Raw genomic sequence first — 18893 nt, forward strand, 5'->3', positions numbered from 1 at the left:
GGCGGGTGCCGACCCCGATGGACACTTGCGGCCCTACCCCTCCGCCGCCCGCCCCTTCGGGCGCCGCAGGCCCGCGGCCGTGAGGCGGCGGAGGAGTTCCTTCGAGCCGACCGGGAGGGCGCCGGCCGCCAGCGCCCTGTCGTACCAGTCGGAGGGGATGTCGTAGTGGTCGCGGTCGAAGCCGCGGGCGGGGGCTCCGAGGGCGGCGGCGAAGGCGTGGAGCTCGTCGAAGGAGGCGTCGCTGACCAGGTGGGACCACATGCGGCCGTGGCCGGGCCAGGTCGGGGGGTCGATGTAGAGGGTCACGGACGGGGCCCCGCGCCCGCGAGGACCGCCGGACCCGCACCCCGCCCCGCGGCGCCGCGCCCCGTACGGTCGGCCGCGTCCCGCCCCGCAGCGCCGTACCGCGCACGCCCGGCCCCGCCCCGCCCCGTACGGCCGGCGGCGCCCGTCACGTCAGCCCTCCCACCCGTGCCACCACCACGCCCTGCTTGCCGCAGACCCAGTGGGGGTCGGGGCCCAGTTCGGGTTCGACGTCGAGGGCGTGGGGGTCGCCGGAGGAGCAGACGGGGCAGAGGGGCCAGCGGCCGTACGCCTCCAGGAGGGCGTCCTGGACGTCCTGGGCGACGAGGCCGGCGACGTACTCGGCGCCCTCCGGCCACTGCTCGACCCACCAGCGGCGGTGCGTCACCGCGTCCTCCACCATCGACACGACCTGGGCGGCGGCCACGTCACGGGCCGCGAGGTCGGCCAGCACCAGTGCGCGAGCGGCGTGCAGCGCCTGCTCCACGGGGTCGATGTCGTCCATGGACTCATTGTCCCCCGGAGGGGCGGGAACGACGAAGGCCCTCCCCGCCGCCGGAAGGGCCCGGGACGAAGGTCCCCTCCTCATCCGGGACGTACGGGGTCTTGTCCGCCCCCTACCCCTGAAAGTATCTTTCAATCGTGACCAATGACGTGAAGGAAACTTTCAGCGGCGGGACGGCCACCGCGCCCCCCGCACCCGCCGCCCTCGCCGCCAAGGTGCGGACCCTCTCCCCCTCCATGACCCGTTCCATGCAGCGGGTCGCCGAGGCCGTCGCCGGGGACCCCGCCGGATGCGCCGCCCTCACGGTCACCGGACTCGCCGAGCTGACCGGCACCAGCGAGGCCACCGTCGTCCGCACCGCGCGGATCCTCGGCTACCCGGGCTACCGGGACCTGCGGCTCGCGCTCGCCGGGCTCGCCGCGCAGCAGCAGTCGGGCCGGGCCCCTTCCGTCACCGCCGACATCGCCGTCGACGACCCGGTCGCCGACGTCGTCGCCAAGCTCGCCCACGACGAGCGGCAGACGCTCGCCGACACCGCCGCCGCGCTCGACACCGTGCAGCTCGGCGCGGTCGCCGCCGCCTGCGCGACCGCCCGCCGGATCGACGTGTACGGCGTCGGCGCCTCCGGTCTCGTCGCCCAGGACCTCGTCCAGAAGCTGCTGCGGATCGGGCTGATCGCCCACGCGCACGGCGACCCGCACCTCGCCGTCACCAACGCCGTGCAGCTCCGCTCCGGCGACGTCGCCCTCGCGATCACCCACTCCGGCTCGACCGGCGACGTCATAGAACCGCTCCGGGTCGCCTTCGAGCACGGCGCCACCACGGTCGCGATCACCGGCCGCCCGGACGGGCCGGTCAGCCAGTACGCCGACCACGTGCTGACCACCTCCACCGCCCGCGAGAGCGAGCTGAGACCGGCCGCCATGTCGTCCCGCACCAGTCAACTCCTGGTCGTGGACTGCCTGTTCACCTGCGTCACCCAGCGCACGTACGAGACCGCGGCCCCTGCCCTCGCGGCCTCGTACGAAGCACTCGCCCACCGCCACTCGCCCCGCACCACCACCCGCTGACCCCGACCCCGCCGATCCGGGAAAGAAAGCAGTCGCGCCGTGTCCACCACGTACTCCGAACTCCGCGCCCAGCTGGCCACCCTCACCACCGAGGCGTTCCGCCCCGAACTGGCCGAGATCGACCGGCTGTCCACCCTGGAGATCGCCCGCACCATGAACGGCGAGGACCAGTCCGTCCCCGCCGCCGTCGCCCGCGAGCTCCCCGCCATCGCCGCCGCCATCGACGCCACCGCCGAGCGGATGGCCCGCGGCGGCCGGCTGCTCTACCTGGGCGCCGGCACCGCCGGCCGGCTCGGCGTGCTCGACGCCAGCGAGTGCCCGCCGACCTTCAACACCGACCCCTCCCAGGTCGTCGGCCTGATCGCGGGCGGCCCCTCCGCCATGATCCAGGCCGTCGAGGGCGCCGAGGACTCCAAGGAGCTGGCCGCCGCCGACCTGGACGCGCTCGGCGTCGGCCCCGACGACACCGTCGTCGGCATCTCCGCCTCCGGCCGCACCCCGTACGCCATCGGCGCCGTCGAGCACGCCCGCGCCCTCGGCGCGCTCACCATCGGCCTGTCCTGCAACACGGACAGCGCGCTCGCCGCCGCCGCCGAGCACGGCATCGAGGTCGTCCCCGGCCCCGAACTCCTCACCGGTTCCACCCGGTTGAAGGCCGGCACGGCCCAGAAGCTCGTCCTCAACATGATCTCGACGATCACCATGATCCGGCTCGGCAAGACCTACGGGAACCTCATGGTCGACGTCCGCGCCTCCAACGAGAAGCTCCGGGCCCGCTCGCGCCGCATCGTCGCGCTCGCGACCGGCGCCCCCGACGAGCAGATCGAGGCCGCCCTCACCGCCGCCGAGGGGGAGGTGAAGAACGCCATCCTGATCATCCTCGCCGACGTCGACGCCGCCACCGCCGCCCAGCGCCTGCGGGACTCCCACGGCCACCTGCGCGCAGCACTGCACGCCACCGCCTGAACCGGCCCGAGCCCGCCCCGGCGGGCCGGGGCGGCGGCCCGCCCGGGCCACCGCTCCTCCCCCACCCCCGCACCGAAGGCACCACCGCACCATGAGCACAGACGACAAGAACCGCGCCATCGCCGCCGCGATCCTCCCCCTCGTCGGCGGCGCCGGGAACATCAGCTCCGTGGCCCACTGCATGACCCGCCTCCGGCTGGGCCTGCGGGACCGCTCGCTCGTCCAGGACGAGGCCCTGAAGGCCCTGCCGTTCGTGATGGGCGTGGTGGAGGACGACACGTACCAGATCGTCCTGGGCCCCGGCACGGTCGCCCGCGTGACCCCCGAGTTCGAGGCCCTGGTGGCCGAGGAGGCCGCCGCGCGGCCGCACCACACGCCGACCGCCGAGGAGCTCGCCGACAAGGGCGCCGCCCTCAAGGCGGCCCAGAAGCAGAAGAACGCCACCCCGTTCAAGCTCTTCCTCCGGAAGATCGCGAACATCTTCGTCCCGCTGATCCCCGCCCTCATCGGCTGCGGCATCATCGCCGGCCTCAACGGCCTGCTCATCAACCTCGGCTGGCTGCCCGGCGTCACCCCCGCGCTCGCCGCCATCGCGAGCGGCTTCATGGCCCTCATCGCGGTCTTCGTCGGCTACAACACGGCCAAGGAGTTCGGCGGCACGGCGATCCTCGGCGGCGCGGTCGCCGCCATCATCGTCTACGCCGGCGTCGCCAAGATCGAGGTCTTCGGCCAGACCCTCTCCCCCGGCCAGGGCGGTGTCCTGGGCGCGCTCGGCGCGGCCGTCCTCGCCGTGTACGTGGAGAAGTGGTGCCGCAGGTGGGTGCCCGAGTCCCTCGACGTCCTCGTCACCCCCACCCTCACCGTGCTCGTCTCCGGCCTCGTCACCGTCTTCGGCCTGATGTTCGTCGCCGGCGAGGTCTCGCAGGCCATCGGCGACGCCGCCAACTGGCTCCTGGAGAACGCGGGCGCCGGCGCCGGCTTCCTCCTCGGCGGCCTCTTCCTGCCGCTGGTGATGCTGGGCCTGCACCAGGCCCTCATCCCGATCCACACCACGCTCATCGAGCAGCAGGGCTACACCGCGCTGCTCCCCATCCTGGCGATGGCGGGCGCGGGCCAGGTCGGCGCGGCCATGGCCGTCTACCTCAGGCTCCCGCGCAACGGCTCCATCCGCCGCACCATCAAGTCCGCCCTCCCGGCCGGCTTCCTCGGCGTCGGCGAGCCGCTGATCTACGGCGTCTCCCTCCCGCTGGGCCGCCCCTTCATCACGGCCTGCGTCGGCGGCGCCTTCGGCGGCGGCTTCATCGGCCTCTTCTCGATGCTGGGCGACAAGGTCGGCTCGACCGCGATCGGCCCGTCCGGCTGGGCGCTCTTCCCGCTCCTCGACGGCAACAAGGGCCTCGGCTCGACCATCGCGATCTACGCGGGCGGGCTCCTCGTCGGCTACCTCGTCGGCTTCGTCGCCACCTACTTCTGGGGCTTCAGCCGCGAGATGATCGAGGAGTTCGACGTGGACACCGAGACGGCCACCGCCTCCGCCACGACCCCCGCCGCCGCCCCGGCGAGCGGACCCACCCCGGAGCCGGAGCCGGTGAAGGTCTGACCCGAGCGGTACGGCCCGGGTCGTACGGCACCTCCGGACGACCCGCCCGTACGACCCTCCCGTACGCCCCCCGAAGGACGAGGCCCCGTCCCCGCGCACCCGGCGCGGGGGCGGGGCCCTTCCGGTGGTGGGTCAGTCGAGGACGACGCCGACCACGCTGGACACCGGCAGCAGGCCCCAGAAGCGGGAGTCCGTGCTGAAGGCCGGGTTGTCGCCGAGCAGCGCGACCCGGCCCGGCGGGACGAGCGAGCCCTCCGCGAGCCCGGCCGCCCCGCACACCTCGGGCGGGACCGGCTCCCCGGCGAGCGCGGCGACCCGCTTCACCACCAGCGGCGCCCGGGCGCCCGGCCGGGGGCGCACGAGCCCCTCGGGCGGGGCGACGACGACGATCCGGCCGGTACGCAGCCGGGCCGGGCCGCTCCGGACGAAGAGGACCCGCTGGCCGTCCCGCAGCGCCGGCATCATGCTCGGCCCGTTGATCCGCAGCCGGGAGAGGAAGCGGCGCAGCAGCGCCAGGACCAGCACGAGGCCCGCGACCACGCCCAGGAACACGTACACGTCACCACTCCTCACGGCACGGGGTCGGGAACCGGGCCGGGGACCGGGGCCGGCGCGTCCGTACGGTAGCCGTCCGCCTGGAGGGTGAACAGCTCCGCGTAGCGGCCGCCCCGCCCCATCAGCGCCTCGTGGGTGCCCCGCTCGATCACCCGGCCGTCGGCGAGGACGACGATGGCGGCGGCGTCGCGGACGGCGCTGAGCCGGTGCGAGATCACCACGCCGGTCGCGCCGCGCCGCAGGGTGCGCAGGCTGTCGTGGATCTCCTTCTCGGCCTCCGCGTCCAGGCCGGCGCTGGGCTCGTCGAGGATCAGCAGGTCGGCGTCGGCGCGCATGAACGCCCGGGCCACGGCGACCCGCTGCCACTCGCCGCCGGAGAGCGCCTGCCCGGCGAAGCCGAGGTCCGCCCCCTCCTCGCCGTCCGGGAGGAAGATCCGGCTGAGGAGCGTGGAGTAGCCGGCGGGCAGCCGGGTGAGCCGGTCGTGGATGCCGGCCGCCTTCGCCGCGCCGGTCACGGCGTCGGTGTCGCCGGCCCGGTCGAGCCGCCCGAGGCCGACGTTCTCGGCGGCGGTGAGGTCGTAGCGGCAGTAGTCCTGGAAGACGACGCCGATCCGCCGGCGGTACTCGTCCGGGGTGAAGCGGCGGATGTCGGTGCCGTCCCACAGGACGCGTCCCCTGGTCGGGTCGTAGAGCCGGCACAGCAGCTTCACGAGGGTGCTCTTGCCCGCGCCGTTCAGCCCGACGAGCGCGGTGGTCGCGCCCGCGGTGAGCGTCAGGTCGACCCCGCGCAGCACCCACGGCGAGGTGTCGTCGTAGCGGAACCAGACGTCCTCGAAGGTGATCGTGGACCGCAGCGGCTCGGGCTCCCGCGCGGGCCCCTCCAGCTGCTTGAGGTCCGGGGCCAGGTCGCGCAGGGACCGGTAGGAGACGAAGGTGAGGAGGGCCTGGTAGGCGTTGCTGCCGGTACTGGCGAGCTGGCCGACGCCGGTCTGGATGGCGGCGGTCGCGGCGAGGAAGACGGAGACGTCGCCGACCGACAGGGCCCCCTGGCCGACCGCCCGGACGACCCAGACGAGCCCCGCGCCGTAGACCGCGACGCCGAGCACCGACGGGGCGAATCCCCTGAGGAGGTTGCGGAGTTCGGTGCGGCGCTCGGCCTCGGAGGCGGCGGCCAGCTCGGCGCGGGCCCGGTCCTTGAAGTGGTCCTGGAGGCCGAAGAGCCGGATCTCCTTCACCGCGTCGGTGTCGGTCAGCAGGCTCGCGTAGAACATCTGGCGGCGGCTGCGCGCCACGATGTCCCGGATGACGGCGGCCCGGCGGCGGCCTGCGGTCAGCTGGGTCCGGAAGGTCGGCAGCGCCATGACGACGGTGAGCGCGCCGAGCAGCGGGTTGAGCACGCAGACGGTGACGAGGAAGCCGAGGAAGGTCACCAGCGCCTGCACGCCGCCGACGACCGAGCCGATGAGCATGCCGGGCGCGGAGGAGCCGGCCTCCTGGGCGAGCCGCAGCTCGTCCTGGAAGGCCGGGTTCTCGAAGTGCCGCAGTCCGGGCAGCCGGTTGACGCTCTCGAACAGCTCGTCCTGGACCCGGAGCTGGACCCGGCGGGCGTGCTGCTCGCGGAGGAAGTCGGTGACGGCGGGGACGAGCGCGATGCCGAGGCTGACGGCCACCAGGAGGACCGCGACGCGGACGAGCGCGTCGGTGGGCCGGTGCTGGGTGATCGCGTCGAAGAGCTCGCGGACGAGGAGCGCGGCGGCGGCGGGCAGCAGCCCGGCGACGACGCTGCCCGCCAGGTGGAGCAGGAGCGCGAGCCGCCCGGCCCGCCAGGCGAGCCCGGCGGCGGTCCGGCCGGCCGCGAGGACCTCGGCCCTGGCCCGCTCGGACCGCCTCACCGGGAGGCGGAGGCCGTCGGGGCGGCGTCGACCTGCCCGCGGTCGCTGATCCTGCCCTCGGCGTCGACGTCCAGGTAGCTGGGCCAGCGCACGATCCCGAAGGAGGCGGAGGCGCCCGCGGAGCCGGCGGTCTCGGTGACCACCCGGGCGACCGGATCGAGCAGGTCGATCATCCGCTGCCGCTCGGGGCCGCCGCCCTTGAGGAAGACCAGCACATGATCCCGGCCACCCGGAAAGTCCTTCGCCATGCGGGCGAATTCCGGCGCCTGGTCGATGCAGGGACCGCAGGTCGTGGAGAGGAATCCGATGACGGATCCGGCCGCGACGGAATTCCGGTCGATCTCCTCACCGGAATGCGTGACGGTCTGGAATTCGGGAACGGGGGAACCGTCGGGAAGAGTGTTCTCCGGAGCGTCGGAGACGTATTCTCCGGAGTTTCCGGAATTCCCGGCGGAACCGGAGACGCGGCGCGCGAGGGCGAGCAGCAGGAACAGGTTGAAGACGGAGAGACAGCCGATCAGCACGACGGCGGCGACGAGCATGGGAAGGGCCTCGCTTGGGTTCGCGGCGGATGCGGGAGGGGGTCAGGAGGTCCGTCGGCCGGCTCCGCCGGTTCCCGCGAAGACGTCGGCGAGCAGGTCGGTGGAGAGGACGAGCGCGCTCACGCAGACCGCGCCGAGCAGGGCGACGGACACCCCGGCGGGGTCGAGGGAGCCGGCCACCGGGACGGAGCCCGGCCCGCCCGCGGCGAGCGCGGCGGCGAAGCCGGCGGCGGTCGCCGCCAGGAGGACGGCGTTGCGGACCAGGTGCGCGGGCCCGACCCGGGTCCGGGAGGCGCCGAAGCAGGAGCAGGAGGTGTCGATCCTCCGGTGGAGGACCGAGGCCAGGGCCGCGGTGAAGACCGCGATCAGGCCGAAGGAGAGGAGGAAGGCCCAGCTGGTGAGGGCCGGCACCCAGACGGCGACGACGAGCAGCGCCTCCAGGACGGGCACCGCCGCGGCGACCGGGCCGAGCGCCCGCAGCGGCACGATCCGCATCTCCCGGACGCTCGCCCGGAACTCCCCGGGAGCGCGCGCCTTCCCCAGCGCGGAGACGGCGAAGACGACGGTCACGAGGCACCGGACGGCGAGGATCAGGGGGTCGGTCACGGGCGTTCCTCCGTCGGACGGCGGGCCGGGACCCTCCCCGGTCCGCCGTGCGGGGCGAACCGGGGAGGGGTGTCGCCCGGCGGGTTCACCACCGGGCGCGGGAGGTGCGGTCAGCAGTCGCCCGGGTACGACTTGGTGACGCAGGACGGCGCCACCGCGCAGTTCCAGGAACAGCAGACCTTGACGTAGAGCGTGGAGCCGGAGCACCAGCTGGTGCCGCCCGCGGGGCAGGCGCAGTACGCCTCGGCGCTCTCCTCGCGGAGAACGCGACCGAGCACGCGGTCCGCCATGCCGACAATTGCCTTGACCATAGGATCCCTCACAAAGTGAAGACGGATTTCGGGTCGTGCAAACGTTCACGAGAACTCGCGTTCCGCAACCTACCCGCCCCTCGGAATAAATGTCTAGACCAGATTCGATCTTCGCGTCCTGTATGTGAGAAACCCCAGCTCAACCCGGCTGGAACGACCACACGGAATGATCTCCGCCACTTGGAGGGAGGAATTCCAAAAGCACGTGCACCTGGCCGAAAACAGCCTCTCAAGGGCCTATGAAATTCGGCCACACCCGGCGATTCCCCCGCGTACACTCCCCCGCATGCCTCTGGAACCGGCGCGCGAGCGCGCCGCCCACGGACCGCACGGCTTCCGTTAGCCCCGCCGGGACCTCCCCGGCGGTGGACGACGAACGGAGCCCTCCGTGACCCGCACCGCCCACCACCTCTCCGGCGACCGCCACGACACGTGGGACACCCCCGGAGGGGGACCTTGGCGTGCCGTCGTCCTGTACGACCTCCGCTACGGCTCCCGCGTCCTCGCCGAAGCCACCGGAGCCGGCCGCCGCCCCCGCCCGCGGCGGATCCGCCGCGCCGTCCGCGTGTACGCGCTGCCCCGCTACGAACACGGCGACCTGTCCTGCGCGGCGAACCTCCTGGAACGCCGCGCCCGCCAGGCCCTCCGCATCCGCCTCACCGCCGCCCGCCGCCTCGCCGACGCCCCCGGCCCCCAGCCCGGCGCCCTGGACCTCGCCGCCGCCGACACCGTCGACATCCCGCCCGCCCGCCACCGACGCGGCGTCCTCTGGCTCGCCTGACGGTGCCTAGACTCCGGGGACATGACGACCACGCACCACGACATCGCCGCGATCGCCGCCGACCTCGCCCCCACCGGGGTCCTGCGCGCGTCCATCAACCTCGGGAACCCGGTGCTCGCCCAGGGCACCCCGGAGGAGCCCGCCGGCGTCACGGTCGCCCTGTCCCGGGAGATCGGCCGCCGGCTCGGACTGCCCGTCGAGACGCTCTGCTTCGACGCGGCCCGCAAGTCGTTCGAGGCGATGGCCGACGGCCGCGCCGACCTCTGCTTCCTCGCCATCGACCCGGCCCGTGAGAAGGAGGTCGCGTTCACGTCCCCGTACGTCGTCATCGAGGGCGTCTACACGGTCCCCCGCGACTCGCCGCTCGTCACCGTCGAGGACGTGGACGCCCCCGGCGTCCGCATCGGCGTCAAGCAGGGCTCGGCGTACGACCTCCACCTCAGCCGCACCCTCGCCCACGCCACCGTGGTGCGCGGCGCGGAGGGCGTCGAGGTCTTCCGCACCCTGGACCTGGAAGCCGGCGCCGGCATCCGCCAGCCGATGGCCGCCTACGTCGCCGCGCACCCCGAAGTCCGCCTGATCGACGGCCGCTTCATGGAGATCCGCCAGGCCGTCGGCACCCCGACCACCAGGTCCCCGAAAACCCTCGCCTACCTCAACGCCCTCGTGACCGACCTGAAGAAGAACGGCTTCATCACCGACGCCCTCCACCACTCCCACCAGGACCCGGCCCTGGTGGCGCCCTGAGGCCCGGCCCCCGCCCGCGACCGGGCGGAACGGGGGCCCGGCCCTCCCGGCCTGTGAACCCCGCCGTGCCTACGCGCCCGACAGCAGCGCCAGCAGCCCCGCCTCCCGCTCCGGGCTGAGACCGGCGCGGCGTTCGCGATCGAGGCCCTGTGCGCGCTCCCAGGCCAGGGTGTCGGCGATGACCTCGGCGCGGGGCCGCTGGCGCAGTCCGGCGGCGGCCGCGGCGGCGCCCGAACGCGCCTGGAAGCCGCCCCAGTCCTCGGCCACGATCCACAGCGGCAGCGACTCGGCGCCCATGAACTCCTCGACGCCCTGCTCCAGCAGCCACGCCGAACCCGCCTTGACCAGCGGCCCGTTGTGCCCGGCGGCGGCGCGGGACAGCTCGATCCACTCGCCGAGCGGCACGTTCGGCCCCACGGTGTCGTACGTCCCCGTCTCCCCCTTCTCCGCCGAGTCGAGGATCCAGTCGACGAGGTCGCGGACGTCGATGACCCGCGTCGGCAGCTCCGGCTCGTCCGGCACCAGCATCGGCGCCTCCGGCTCGCGCGCGGCCCGCGCGGCCCAGTAGCCGGTCCGGCCGCTGACGTCCCCGGGCCCGCCGATGAGCCCCGCCCGCGCGACGAGCAGCCGGTCCCCGACGGCGGCGACGGACGCCAGCTCGCACGCGGCCTTGGCCTCGCCGTACAACGCCCGGTCCACCTCGTCGAGTTCGGTCGGCTCCATGAGCGCCGCGGACTCGTCGGCCCCGATCTCGGCCTGCGAGGCGTACACGTTCCCGGACGACACGTACGTCCAGTGCCGGGCCCGCCCGCCGAGCGCCGCCAGCGCCCCCTTCACGAACCCCGGCTGCCAGGACACCTCCACCACCGCGTCCCAGTCCCGCCCGGCCAGCGCGTCGTACGCCCCCGGCTCCCGCCGGTCGGCCGTCACCAGCACGGCCCCCTCCGCCACACCCCCGCTCTCCCCCCGCGCGAGACACGTCACCGCGTGCCCCCGCTCCAACGCCCGCCGCGACACCTCGCGGCCCACCCATGCGGTCCCACCGAGCACCAGAATCTCCATGCCTCCCAGTCGACCACCGAACCCCCGGCGCGGAGACAGAAGTTCGCCGTCGGCGCACCGAGTGCGCCGACGGCGAACGAAAGGCGGGGAAGCACCGCCGGGAACGGGCCCGGGCCGGCCCCTCACCCCCCACCCCCTCCCCCACCCCCCTCACCCGCTCGCGCGGCCCGCGGGAAACCCACCCCGGCGCGCCACGAGAAGCCCCCTCCCCGGCCCGAGGCACCCCCGTGAAGCCCCCTTCCCCCCTCCCCCCGGCACCCCGGTCGCCCCCGCTCCCACCCACGCCCCCACACCCCGCACAAGCCCTCCCCCCACACCCCCAACACCCCACCTGACCTGGGCATTTACCCTCCCCCCACCTATCCTGGAGGTCACGTCGAGGGGAGATCCACATGGCAGGGACGGACCGCGGGATCCGCACGGTCGAGGACGTCATGGCGCTGCTGGACGGGCTGTTCGCGCCCGGCGCCGACCGGTGGACGGAGGGCGGGGCGGACTGGTGGGACGGCTTCTACGCGGACCGGGACCGGCCGGTGCCGTTCTTCGTCCCGAAGCCGGACGAGAACCTGGTGTCGTACCTGGACCGGGGCGTGCTCACGGCCGGCGGCCGGGCGCTGGACCTCGGCTGCGGCCCCGGCCGCAACTCCCTCCACCTCGCCGCGCGCGGCTACCGGGTGGACGCCGTCGACCTCTCCGCGACCGCGATCCGCTGGGCGGAGGAACGGGCCGGTGAGCGCGGCGAGGAGGGCGTCCGCTTCCGCTGCGGCGACGCCTTCGCCCCCGGCACGGTCGAGGGCCCCTACGACCTCGTGTACGACTCCGGCTGCTTCCACCACCTCCCCCCGCACCGCCGCGTCACCTACCTCGCCCTCCTGGACCGCGTCCTCGCCCCCGGCGGCGCCTTCGCCCTCACCGCCTTCGCGGCCGGCGAGGGCGGCATGGGCTCGGAGCGCCCCGACGCCGACTTCTACCGCGAGGGAGCCCTGGAGGGCGGCCTCGCCTACACCGACACGTCCCTCCGCGCGATCTTCGCGCCGTACGACCCGGTCGAGCTCCGCCGCATGAGCCCCCAGCCCCCGGACTCCCCGCACTTCGGCGAGGGCTTCCTCTGGACGGCCCTCTTCCGCCGCCGCCCGTAGAACCACGTGAGGGGGAGGCCCGGGACCACCGGACCTCCCCCTCCCGCACGACACCGCTAGAACAGGCCCTTGAACCCGTTCCAGCCACCGGTCCCGATCAGCACCCGGCCACCGTACGCACCCGTGCCGGTCGAGGAGTACCGGTACAGCTTCCCGTCCGCGGTCCGCGCGAGCAGATCGGCCCGCCCGTCCCCGGACAGGTCGCCGACCCCGACGAGCGCCGAGTACACGCCCCAGCCCCCGCCGACCTTCACCCGCGGCGCGACCCCGCCGGTCGAGGTCCCGAAGTACCGCCACAGCACGCCGGCCGCGTCCACACCGAGCAGATCCCCGCGCCCGTCGCCGTTGAGGTCCCCGGCACCGACGATCCGCTTGTACAGCCTCCAGTCGGCCGCGATCTTCACCCGCGCCTTCAGCACGTGCGAGGCCGTCCCGCCGTAGAAGTACATGTCACCGGTAGACGCCTGCCGGGCGATGAGATCGGCGTACCCGTCCCCGTTCACATCCCCCGGAGACGTCAGGACGTCGTACCCGCTCCAGCCACTCCCGACGAGCGTGTACGGCGACGAGGCCGTCACGGCCTTCCCGCAGCCCGGCCGGTACGCCCGCAGCTCACTCCCGACCCGCACGTACACGTCCGCGCACCGGTCGCCGTTCAGGTCCCCGACCGGCACGAACAACGAACCGGTCGCGAACTTGTTGCCCGAACCGGCGATCCGCGACGAGACCCCGCCCGTCCCGGTACCCCGGTACAGCGACACCGCCCCGGCCGTGTCCATCGCCAGGACGTCACCGAAACCGTCGTCCCCGGCCATGTCCCGCCACACCGCACCGGCGCCGGACACGGCCACGTTCCCGGAGGCCGTCAGATCGGCCCCCTGCCCGTCGGCGGGCTTCACGGTCAGCGACCAGGTGTAGGCGCCGTTCGCCACGTACTTCCCGGCCGCGTCCTTCCCGTCCCACGAGGGCGCCACGATCCCCCGCGCCTCGCCACCGGTCAGCGTCCGCACGGTCTTCCCGCTCACCTTGTGCCGGAGCGTCAGCGTCCACGAGGCCCCCGGCTTCGAAAGCCACCAACGCGGCTTCCACACACCGGACTTGATGTTCGCGGCGGGAGTGTCGGCGTCGATGGCGGTGAGACGACTGGTGACACCGCCGAGACCGGTGACGCGGACCGATTGCCAGGGGTCGATGAAGGCGACACCGCCGCCGAAGCGGTCGACCGTCCATGACTGGCCCACGTACTGGTCCGCGTGGCCGACCATCTGTCCGACCGGCCGGTCCATCGCCTCGCCGGAGCGCACATCCTCCACGTAGAGCCAACTGCCGTAGGATTCCGCATAGGTCAGGAAGCCGTCTCCGAGCAGCGGCTTGGCGTCACGCGGCACACGAGTCCATACCGAAAGGCTCCGCTCACGGTCGTGCACGACCACGGCACCACGGTCGGAAGCACACCGCCGGAAGATCCACTTCCCGGTGACGGCCAGCTCTGTGAAGGCTCCGCACCCCGTGCCGAGGTCGACCGTCGCGGCCGCCTTGCCCGTACGCACGTCTACCGCGGAGACCTTGCCGTTCGCGGTGGTGCCGGTCCACAGCTGCCCACCCCAGAGAGACTGGTCCAGGTTGGCGGAGTCCTGGAGCACGGCTCCCGTCTCGATGTCGGCGACGATCGAACGCAGAACGTCCCCGGAGCGGGCGTGGAAGTGCACGTAACGTCCTGAGGCCCGCACCAGGGTGCGTGCTGTGAGCGCGGTGGCGTACGACACCAAGACGCTGCGCGTGGAGCCTCCGGCTCCTGGAGCCGTGACACGCACGGAGACGGCGCAGTCGGTGCAGCCCGCCCGGTTCACGTTCTCCAGGGTGACCAGGCGCCCGTCACCGGTGTCCGTCCACCAGCGCGGGTAGGTAGCGCTTGTAAGGAGCTGCGGGCAATTCGCTGCCGAGAGGAGCGAGTCGCAGCTCCACCGTCCGGTCGCCGTGTGCGTGCCGGTGAGGGCGAGATCGTACCCCTGGAGCCTCCGGTCCGTGCCCTCGTCGCTCGTCTGCGCCACCAGGCGGCCATGGGAGAACGTCATGCTCTCTCGCGTATACGCTTCGCCGAGCGCCAGGGACAGCTCCACCCTCGGCACCCCGTTTGTGCCCGTTGTGACCCTGTGGACGCCGGTCACGCCGGAGTCCGTCATACCCACCATGTGGAGCGAAGCGCCGGGTCCGGCGACGCTCCGTGAACCGCTGCGGACGTACACCCCCAACTCGCGAGGCGCCCCAGCGGTGAGCGGATAGGCCCACAAGCGGCCCATGTAGGTGCCGGGCTCCTCGATCCGCGTGATGAACCAGTCGCCCACCAGGCCGGATTCCCCGATGCCGATCACGGCTTCCTCGGGCAGGGTGACGTCGTGCCCCAGGGTGTTCGGTTCGGCGCGGGAGAGCACATGGATGCCGCGCCATCCACCGAGGACGATGCGGTCTTCTGCGAGGGCGCCGTACTGGGCCACCCCGAAAGATGCCGGCTGCGGCAACGGCGTGACGGTGCCGGCGGCATAGTCGAGGAGGGCGACGGTGTACTTCCCGGCCACGTAGTAGCCGAGCAGTGCGCCTGCCCCGTCCTGGGCGAACACCCGTGGCATGTCGGCGGCGCCAGGCAGGAAGACCTCGCGTCCGACGGAAGCGTCCTCTCCGTATCCGAAGAACCGCAGGGTGATGCCTTCGTCGTTCACCCTCCGGCCCTGCACCAGGTCTCGACCGGCGATGATCGGCAGCCACGTCCCATACTCCTCGCTGCCGGAGTAGGTGCGGTCCGCCGCGAAGTCGTGGACGGTGAACGCGCCATAGTCGCCGTCGGGACAGACGACGAGGTCGCCGTACCCGAACTGGCCGCCACCACCTCCACAGAGCGGGCCGTAGTCGACCCGGCCGTCCCCAGCGAGGCTCTGCCAGCGTGTCTGTTCGCCACTGTCCAGCTGCACGCCGGTCCCGACCGCCGCGATGGAGGCGTTCGGCGGGAACTTCGGCATCGTCAGCGGAGCGATCGTCACCTCGTACGGCGCCGTGTCGGCCGCCGCCGCGGCCGGGGAGACGGCGGTCGTGAGGCCGGTGAGGGCCAGGGTCGCGCTCAGGGCGAGCGCGAGGGTTCTTCGTACGGACAAGAAAGGGGTTCCCCTCAGGCGAACAGAGAGACGGCTTTCGGTGACGCCAGGCTGCGGAGGGGTACGCGGCACGGCGGCGTGGCACAGGAAGGCCACGGTGGTGCGCGTGGGCGCCGGCCCGATGCCCCCACCTGCCGGCTGGCGCGATCGTACAGCCGACCGAAACGCGCGCGGAAGTGGAGGGGCCCCGTCCGTACGGCCGGTCCGCTCCGGGGTGTAAACGGGAGGTGCCGGCCGGGGACGGCCCCTACGCTGCCGCCATGGGAACCAAGAGGACCCCGTACGTCTGCCTGCCGTGCCGGGGCTCGTACAAGCAGGGGTACGACCACGGGCCCGAGCGGAAGTGTCCTCGGTGCGGGGCGCCCATGATCGGCGTCGGCTCCGCGTTCCAGCCGCCCCGGCGGCGGGACGACGAGGCGTGGCGGGTGCTGTCGGTCCTGCTCCACGCGGGGGTCCGCTTCCACACGCGGGGCTGCTGCGGGGAAGGGTCCGGCTACCGCCCCCGCACCCTCGCCGAGGTGAAGGCGCGGGTGGCGTACGCGCGCCGGACCGGGGAGCCGCTCGCGAAGGCACTCGTCCGGCCGGTGGTCTGAGTCCGGGCCCGGTCCCGACCCGTCCGCTCCCGGCCCGTCCGGGAAACGCGCCGAGGGCGGCACCCCCCGCATGGGGAGTGCCGCCCTCGGCGTTCGCGTTCAGCTCGCGTCGAGCGATGAACCGCCGATCCCGGAGGATCAGAAGTCCATGTCACCGCCCGGCATGCCGCCGCCGGCCGGGGCCGCGGCCTTCTCCGGCTTGTCGGCGATGACGGCCTCGGTGGTGAGGAACAGCGCGGCGATCGACGCGGCGTTCTGCAGCGCGGAGCGCGTCACCTTGGCCGGGTCGATGATGCCCTCGGCGACCAGGTCGACGTACTCGCCGGTCGCGGCGTTGAGGCCGTGGCCGGGGGTCAGGTTGCGCACCTTCTCCACGACGACGCCGCCCTCGAGGCCGGCGTTGACCGCGATCTGCTTGATCGGGGCCTCCAGGGCGAGCTTGACGATCGCGGCACCGGTGGCCTCGTCGCCGTCCAGCTCCAGCTTCTCGAAGACGCTGGAGGCCTGGAGCAGGGCCACGCCGCCACCGGCGACGATGCCCTCCTCGACGGCCGCCTTGGCGTTGCGCACGGCGTCCTCGATGCGGTGCTTGCGCTCCTTGAGCTCGACCTCGGTCGCGGCACCGGCCTTGATGACCGCCACGCCGCCGGCGAGCTTCGCGAGGCGCTCCTGGAGCTTCTCGCGGTCGTAGTCGGAGTCGCTGTTCTCGATCTCGGCGCGGATCTGGTTCACGCGGCCCGCGACCTGCTCGCTGTCACCGGCACCGTCGACGATGGTGGTCTCGTCCTTGGTGATGACGACCTTGCGGGCGCGGCCCAGCAGGTCGAGACCGGCCGACTCCAGCTTGAGGCCGACCTCCTCGGAGATGACCGTGCCGCCGGTGAGGATGGCGATGTCCTGGAGCATGGCCTTGCGGCGGTCGCCGAAGCCCGGGGCCTTGACCGCGACGGAGCGGAAGGTGCCGCGGATCTTGTTGACGACCAGGGTCGACAGGGCCTCGCCCTCGACGTCCTCGGCGATGATCAGCAGGGGCTTGCCCGACTGCATGACCTTCTCCAGGAGCGGGAGCAGGTCCTTCACCGAGGAGATCTTGGAGTTGACGATGAGGAGGTAGGGGTCCTCGAGCGAGGCCTCCATGCGCTCCATGTCGGTGGCGAAGTACGCCGAGATGTAGCCCTTGTCGAAGCGCATGCCCTCGGTGAGCTCGAGCTCCAGGCCGAAGGTCTGGGACTCCTCGACCGTGATGACGCCTTCCTTGCCGACCTTGTCCATCGCCTCGGCGATGAGCTCGCCGATCTGGGTGTCGGCGGCGGAGATGGAGGCGGTGGAGGCGATCTGCTCCTTCGTCTCGACCTCCTTCGCCTGGTCGAGCAGGGCGCCGGAGACGGCCTCGACGGCCTTCTCGATGCCGCGCTTGAGGGCCATCGGGTTGGCACCGGCGGCGACGTTGCGGAGGCCCTCGCGGACGAGCGCCTGGGCGAGGACGGTGGCGGTGGTCGTACCGTCGCCGGCGACGTCGTCCGTCTTCTTGGCGACTTCCTTGACCAGCTCGGCGCCGATCTTCTCGTACGGGTCCTCGAGCTCGATCTCCTTGGCGATGGAGACACCATCGTTGGTGATCGTGGGGGCGCCCCACTTCTTCTCGAGGACGACGTTACGGCCCTTGGGGCCGAGGGTGACCTTGACGGCGTCAGCGAGCTGGTTCATGCCGCGCTCGAGACCGCGCCGGGCCTCCTCGTCGAACGCGATGATCTTGGCCATGTGAAGTGGTCCTCCCGGACATGGGGTGGATAACGCTCCAGGACCGCGCCGACGCCCGCGACGGACGGCCTCCGCGCTCCGTGTGGTTCCTTGCCCCACCCGGGTCGGCGGCCTCGTCTGACCGATCCTCGTAGCACTCTCACCTTCCGAGTGCTAACGCCAATGATTAGCACTCGACCCATGCGAGTGCAAGCGACTCTCGTGGATCGGGCACCTCCGCGCCGCCCCTCCGGGGGGCATCCGAGGCGCATCCGGGGGCCGTACCCGCGCCCCGTGGCCGGCACCCCGCGCCCCCGTCCGCCCCGGAACGCGTCGAGGGGCCCGCATCCCTGAGGATGCGGGCCCCTCGACGGCGTTGGCGTCGGTGGCCGATCGCGTCGCGCTCAGGCGGTCACCTTGACCATGTCCGCCTGCGGACCCTTCTGACCCTGCGAGATCTCGAACTCGACTCGCTGGCCCTCTTCGAGGCTGCGGTACCCATCCATCTGGATGGCGCTGTAGTGGACGAAAACATCCGCACCACCGTCGACCGCGATGAAGCCGTAGCCCTTCTCCGCGTTGAACCACTTGACGGTGCCCTGAGCCATGCCTAACTCCCCTATTACTTACTGGCCCTTGCGCGGATCCGCACTTCACGGACCCGGGTCAGAACCTGCGCCGGAACGCGTCGACCGCCGCTGAATGTATCTGTCCAACTGCCCTCTGCAACAGGGCAATCCGCTGGGAATTCTGGGCGGCACGGAAAGGGGAAGCGGGAAGAAATCCCTGAATTGCGGGGCAACTCGGGCCGGGCGAAAGGCGCATAAGGGGCAGAGTGTGCGCGCTTTCCGGCCGCCGGTTGTCGCATTCTCGTCAGGTCCGGACCCGCGCTCATATGCGTTTGGCATGAGCGGCCGAGGGGACTTCCCCAACTCTACCGCGCTCAACCATGCAGAATTGCCCCCTCCGCTTTCTCTCGCGGAAGGGGCAATTCTGGAACGAAGGCTACCAACTGGTAAGGGACCAGCCGGTAAGGGGCCGACCCGTGGGGATCAGCAGCCGCCGGCGACCGCCGGGATGATGGAGACTCCCGCGCCGTCCGGCGTCGCGGTCTCCAGGCCCTGCTCGAAGCGGACGTCGTCGTCGTTGACGTAGACGTTCACGAAGCGGCGCAGCTTGCCCTGGTCGTCCAGGACGCGGGCGGCGATGCCGGTGTGGTTCTTCTCCAGGTCGGCGATGACCTCGGCGAGGGTGCCGCCCTCGGCGGGGACCTCGGCCTGGCCGCCGGTGTAGGTGCGGAGGATGGTGGGGATGCGGACGTTCACGGCCATGGTG

The 18893-nt window shown here is 72.7% G+C and carries 19 protein-coding genes; 7 read left to right on the forward strand and 12 right to left on the reverse strand.

The window, feature by feature from the left end; all coding sequences use genetic code 11:
• Nucleotides 1-33 precede the first annotated feature (33 nt).
• Entirely contained in the window at nt 34-306 is a 273-nt protein-coding gene (locus tag IE321_RS18905; protein ID WP_190223796.1) for a DUF4031 domain-containing protein, read from the reverse strand.
• Between the two features lie 145 nt (nt 307-451).
• Nucleotides 452-808: a DUF8819 family protein gene (locus IE321_RS18910; protein ID WP_043231176.1), complete on the reverse strand. Its 357-nt coding sequence runs from the start codon at nt 806-808 to the stop codon at nt 452-454.
• Nucleotides 809-945: 137 nt separating this feature from the next.
• Here IE321_RS18910 and IE321_RS18915 point away from each other — a divergent pair, with 137 nt between their 5' ends.
• The 3 genes from IE321_RS18915 (at nt 946) to IE321_RS18925 (ending at nt 4444) form a co-directional block, all read left to right on the forward strand.
• Nucleotides 946-1878, forward strand: coding sequence for a MurR/RpiR family transcriptional regulator (locus IE321_RS18915; RefSeq protein ID WP_043231177.1), 933 nt, complete (start codon nt 946-948; stop codon nt 1876-1878).
• A 39-nt stretch (nt 1879-1917) separates the two neighbouring features.
• Complete coding sequence (gene murQ / locus IE321_RS18920) at nt 1918-2844, forward strand: N-acetylmuramic acid 6-phosphate etherase (protein WP_190223797.1); 927 nt, start codon at nt 1918-1920, stop codon at nt 2842-2844.
• Between the two features lie 91 nt (nt 2845-2935).
• On the forward strand, nt 2936-4444 hold the full coding sequence (locus IE321_RS18925) for a PTS transporter subunit EIIC (protein ID WP_190223798.1): 1509 nt from the start codon (nt 2936-2938) through the stop codon (nt 4442-4444).
• A 132-nt stretch (nt 4445-4576) separates the two neighbouring features.
• Here the strand turns inward: IE321_RS18925 and IE321_RS18930 are convergent, their stop codons facing one another.
• The 5 genes from IE321_RS18930 to IE321_RS18950 all read right to left on the reverse strand — a co-directional run bounded on the left by IE321_RS18930 (nt 4577) and on the right by IE321_RS18950 (nt 8329).
• Nucleotides 4577-5002: a S26 family signal peptidase gene (locus IE321_RS18930; protein WP_190223799.1), complete on the reverse strand. Its 426-nt coding sequence runs from the start codon at nt 5000-5002 to the stop codon at nt 4577-4579.
• A gap of 11 nt (nt 5003-5013) precedes the next feature.
• Complete coding sequence (locus tag IE321_RS18935; protein ID WP_190223800.1) at nt 5014-6891, reverse strand: ABC transporter ATP-binding protein; 1878 nt, start codon at nt 6889-6891, stop codon at nt 5014-5016.
• Nucleotides 6888-7433: a TlpA family protein disulfide reductase gene (locus IE321_RS42040; RefSeq protein WP_226652035.1), complete on the reverse strand. Its 546-nt coding sequence runs from the start codon at nt 7431-7433 to the stop codon at nt 6888-6890. Before IE321_RS42040 ends, IE321_RS18935 begins: the two co-directional genes overlap by 4 nt.
• Before the next feature lie 42 nt (nt 7434-7475).
• Nucleotides 7476-8039 (reverse strand): MauE/DoxX family redox-associated membrane protein, encoded by a 564-nt coding sequence (locus IE321_RS18945; RefSeq protein ID WP_043231184.1) that lies wholly within the window; start codon nt 8037-8039, stop codon nt 7476-7478.
• Between the two features lie 110 nt (nt 8040-8149).
• Nucleotides 8150-8329 (reverse strand): hypothetical protein, encoded by a 180-nt coding sequence (locus IE321_RS18950; protein ID WP_079022482.1) that lies wholly within the window; start codon nt 8327-8329, stop codon nt 8150-8152.
• Nucleotides 8330-8738: 409 nt separating this feature from the next.
• On the opposite strand from IE321_RS18950, the gene IE321_RS18955 reads away from it, so the two are divergent.
• A complete protein-coding gene (locus IE321_RS18955) occupies nt 8739-9131 on the forward strand; it encodes a hypothetical protein (RefSeq protein WP_190223801.1) in 393 nt (130 codons plus the stop codon).
• 21 nt (nt 9132-9152) lie between these two features.
• Complete coding sequence (locus IE321_RS18960) at nt 9153-9878, forward strand: transporter substrate-binding domain-containing protein (RefSeq protein WP_190223802.1); 726 nt, start codon at nt 9153-9155, stop codon at nt 9876-9878.
• A 69-nt stretch (nt 9879-9947) separates the two neighbouring features.
• Here IE321_RS18960 and IE321_RS18965 read toward each other — a convergent pair whose 3' ends face one another.
• Nucleotides 9948-10940 (reverse strand): Rossmann-fold NAD(P)-binding domain-containing protein, encoded by a 993-nt coding sequence (locus tag IE321_RS18965; protein ID WP_190223803.1) that lies wholly within the window; start codon nt 10938-10940, stop codon nt 9948-9950.
• Nucleotides 10941-11332: 392 nt separating this feature from the next.
• Between IE321_RS18965 and IE321_RS18970 the strand changes: the two genes are divergently transcribed.
• Nucleotides 11333-12079 (forward strand): class I SAM-dependent methyltransferase, encoded by a 747-nt coding sequence (locus IE321_RS18970; protein ID WP_190223804.1) that lies wholly within the window; start codon nt 11333-11335, stop codon nt 12077-12079.
• Nucleotides 12080-12135: 56 nt separating this feature from the next.
• Here the strand turns inward: IE321_RS18970 and IE321_RS18975 are convergent, their stop codons facing one another.
• On the reverse strand, nt 12136-15225 hold the full coding sequence (locus tag IE321_RS18975) for an FG-GAP-like repeat-containing protein (RefSeq protein WP_226652036.1): 3090 nt from the start codon (nt 15223-15225) through the stop codon (nt 12136-12138).
• 260 nt (nt 15226-15485) lie between these two features.
• Between IE321_RS18975 and IE321_RS18980 the strand changes: the two genes are divergently transcribed.
• Nucleotides 15486-15818 (forward strand): deoxyxylulose-5-phosphate synthase, encoded by a 333-nt coding sequence (locus tag IE321_RS18980; protein WP_190223805.1) that lies wholly within the window; start codon nt 15486-15488, stop codon nt 15816-15818.
• Between the two features lie 138 nt (nt 15819-15956).
• Here the strand turns inward: IE321_RS18980 and groL are convergent, their stop codons facing one another.
• The 3 genes from groL to IE321_RS18995 all read right to left on the reverse strand — a co-directional run bounded on the left by groL (nt 15957) and on the right by IE321_RS18995 (nt 18889).
• Complete coding sequence (gene groL, locus IE321_RS18985) at nt 15957-17579, reverse strand: chaperonin GroEL (RefSeq protein WP_043226129.1); 1623 nt, start codon at nt 17577-17579, stop codon at nt 15957-15959.
• Between the two features lie 383 nt (nt 17580-17962).
• Nucleotides 17963-18166 (reverse strand): cold-shock protein, encoded by a 204-nt coding sequence (locus IE321_RS18990; RefSeq protein ID WP_030498267.1) that lies wholly within the window; start codon nt 18164-18166, stop codon nt 17963-17965.
• A gap of 444 nt (nt 18167-18610) precedes the next feature.
• A complete protein-coding gene (locus IE321_RS18995; RefSeq protein WP_043226131.1) occupies nt 18611-18889 on the reverse strand; it encodes a MoaD/ThiS family protein in 279 nt (92 codons plus the stop codon).
• Nucleotides 18890-18893 lie beyond the last annotated feature (4 nt).

This window comes from Streptomyces hydrogenans (assembly GCF_014656075.1).
GTDB classification, from domain to species: Bacteria; Actinomycetota; Actinomycetes; order Streptomycetales; family Streptomycetaceae; genus Streptomyces; species Streptomyces hydrogenans.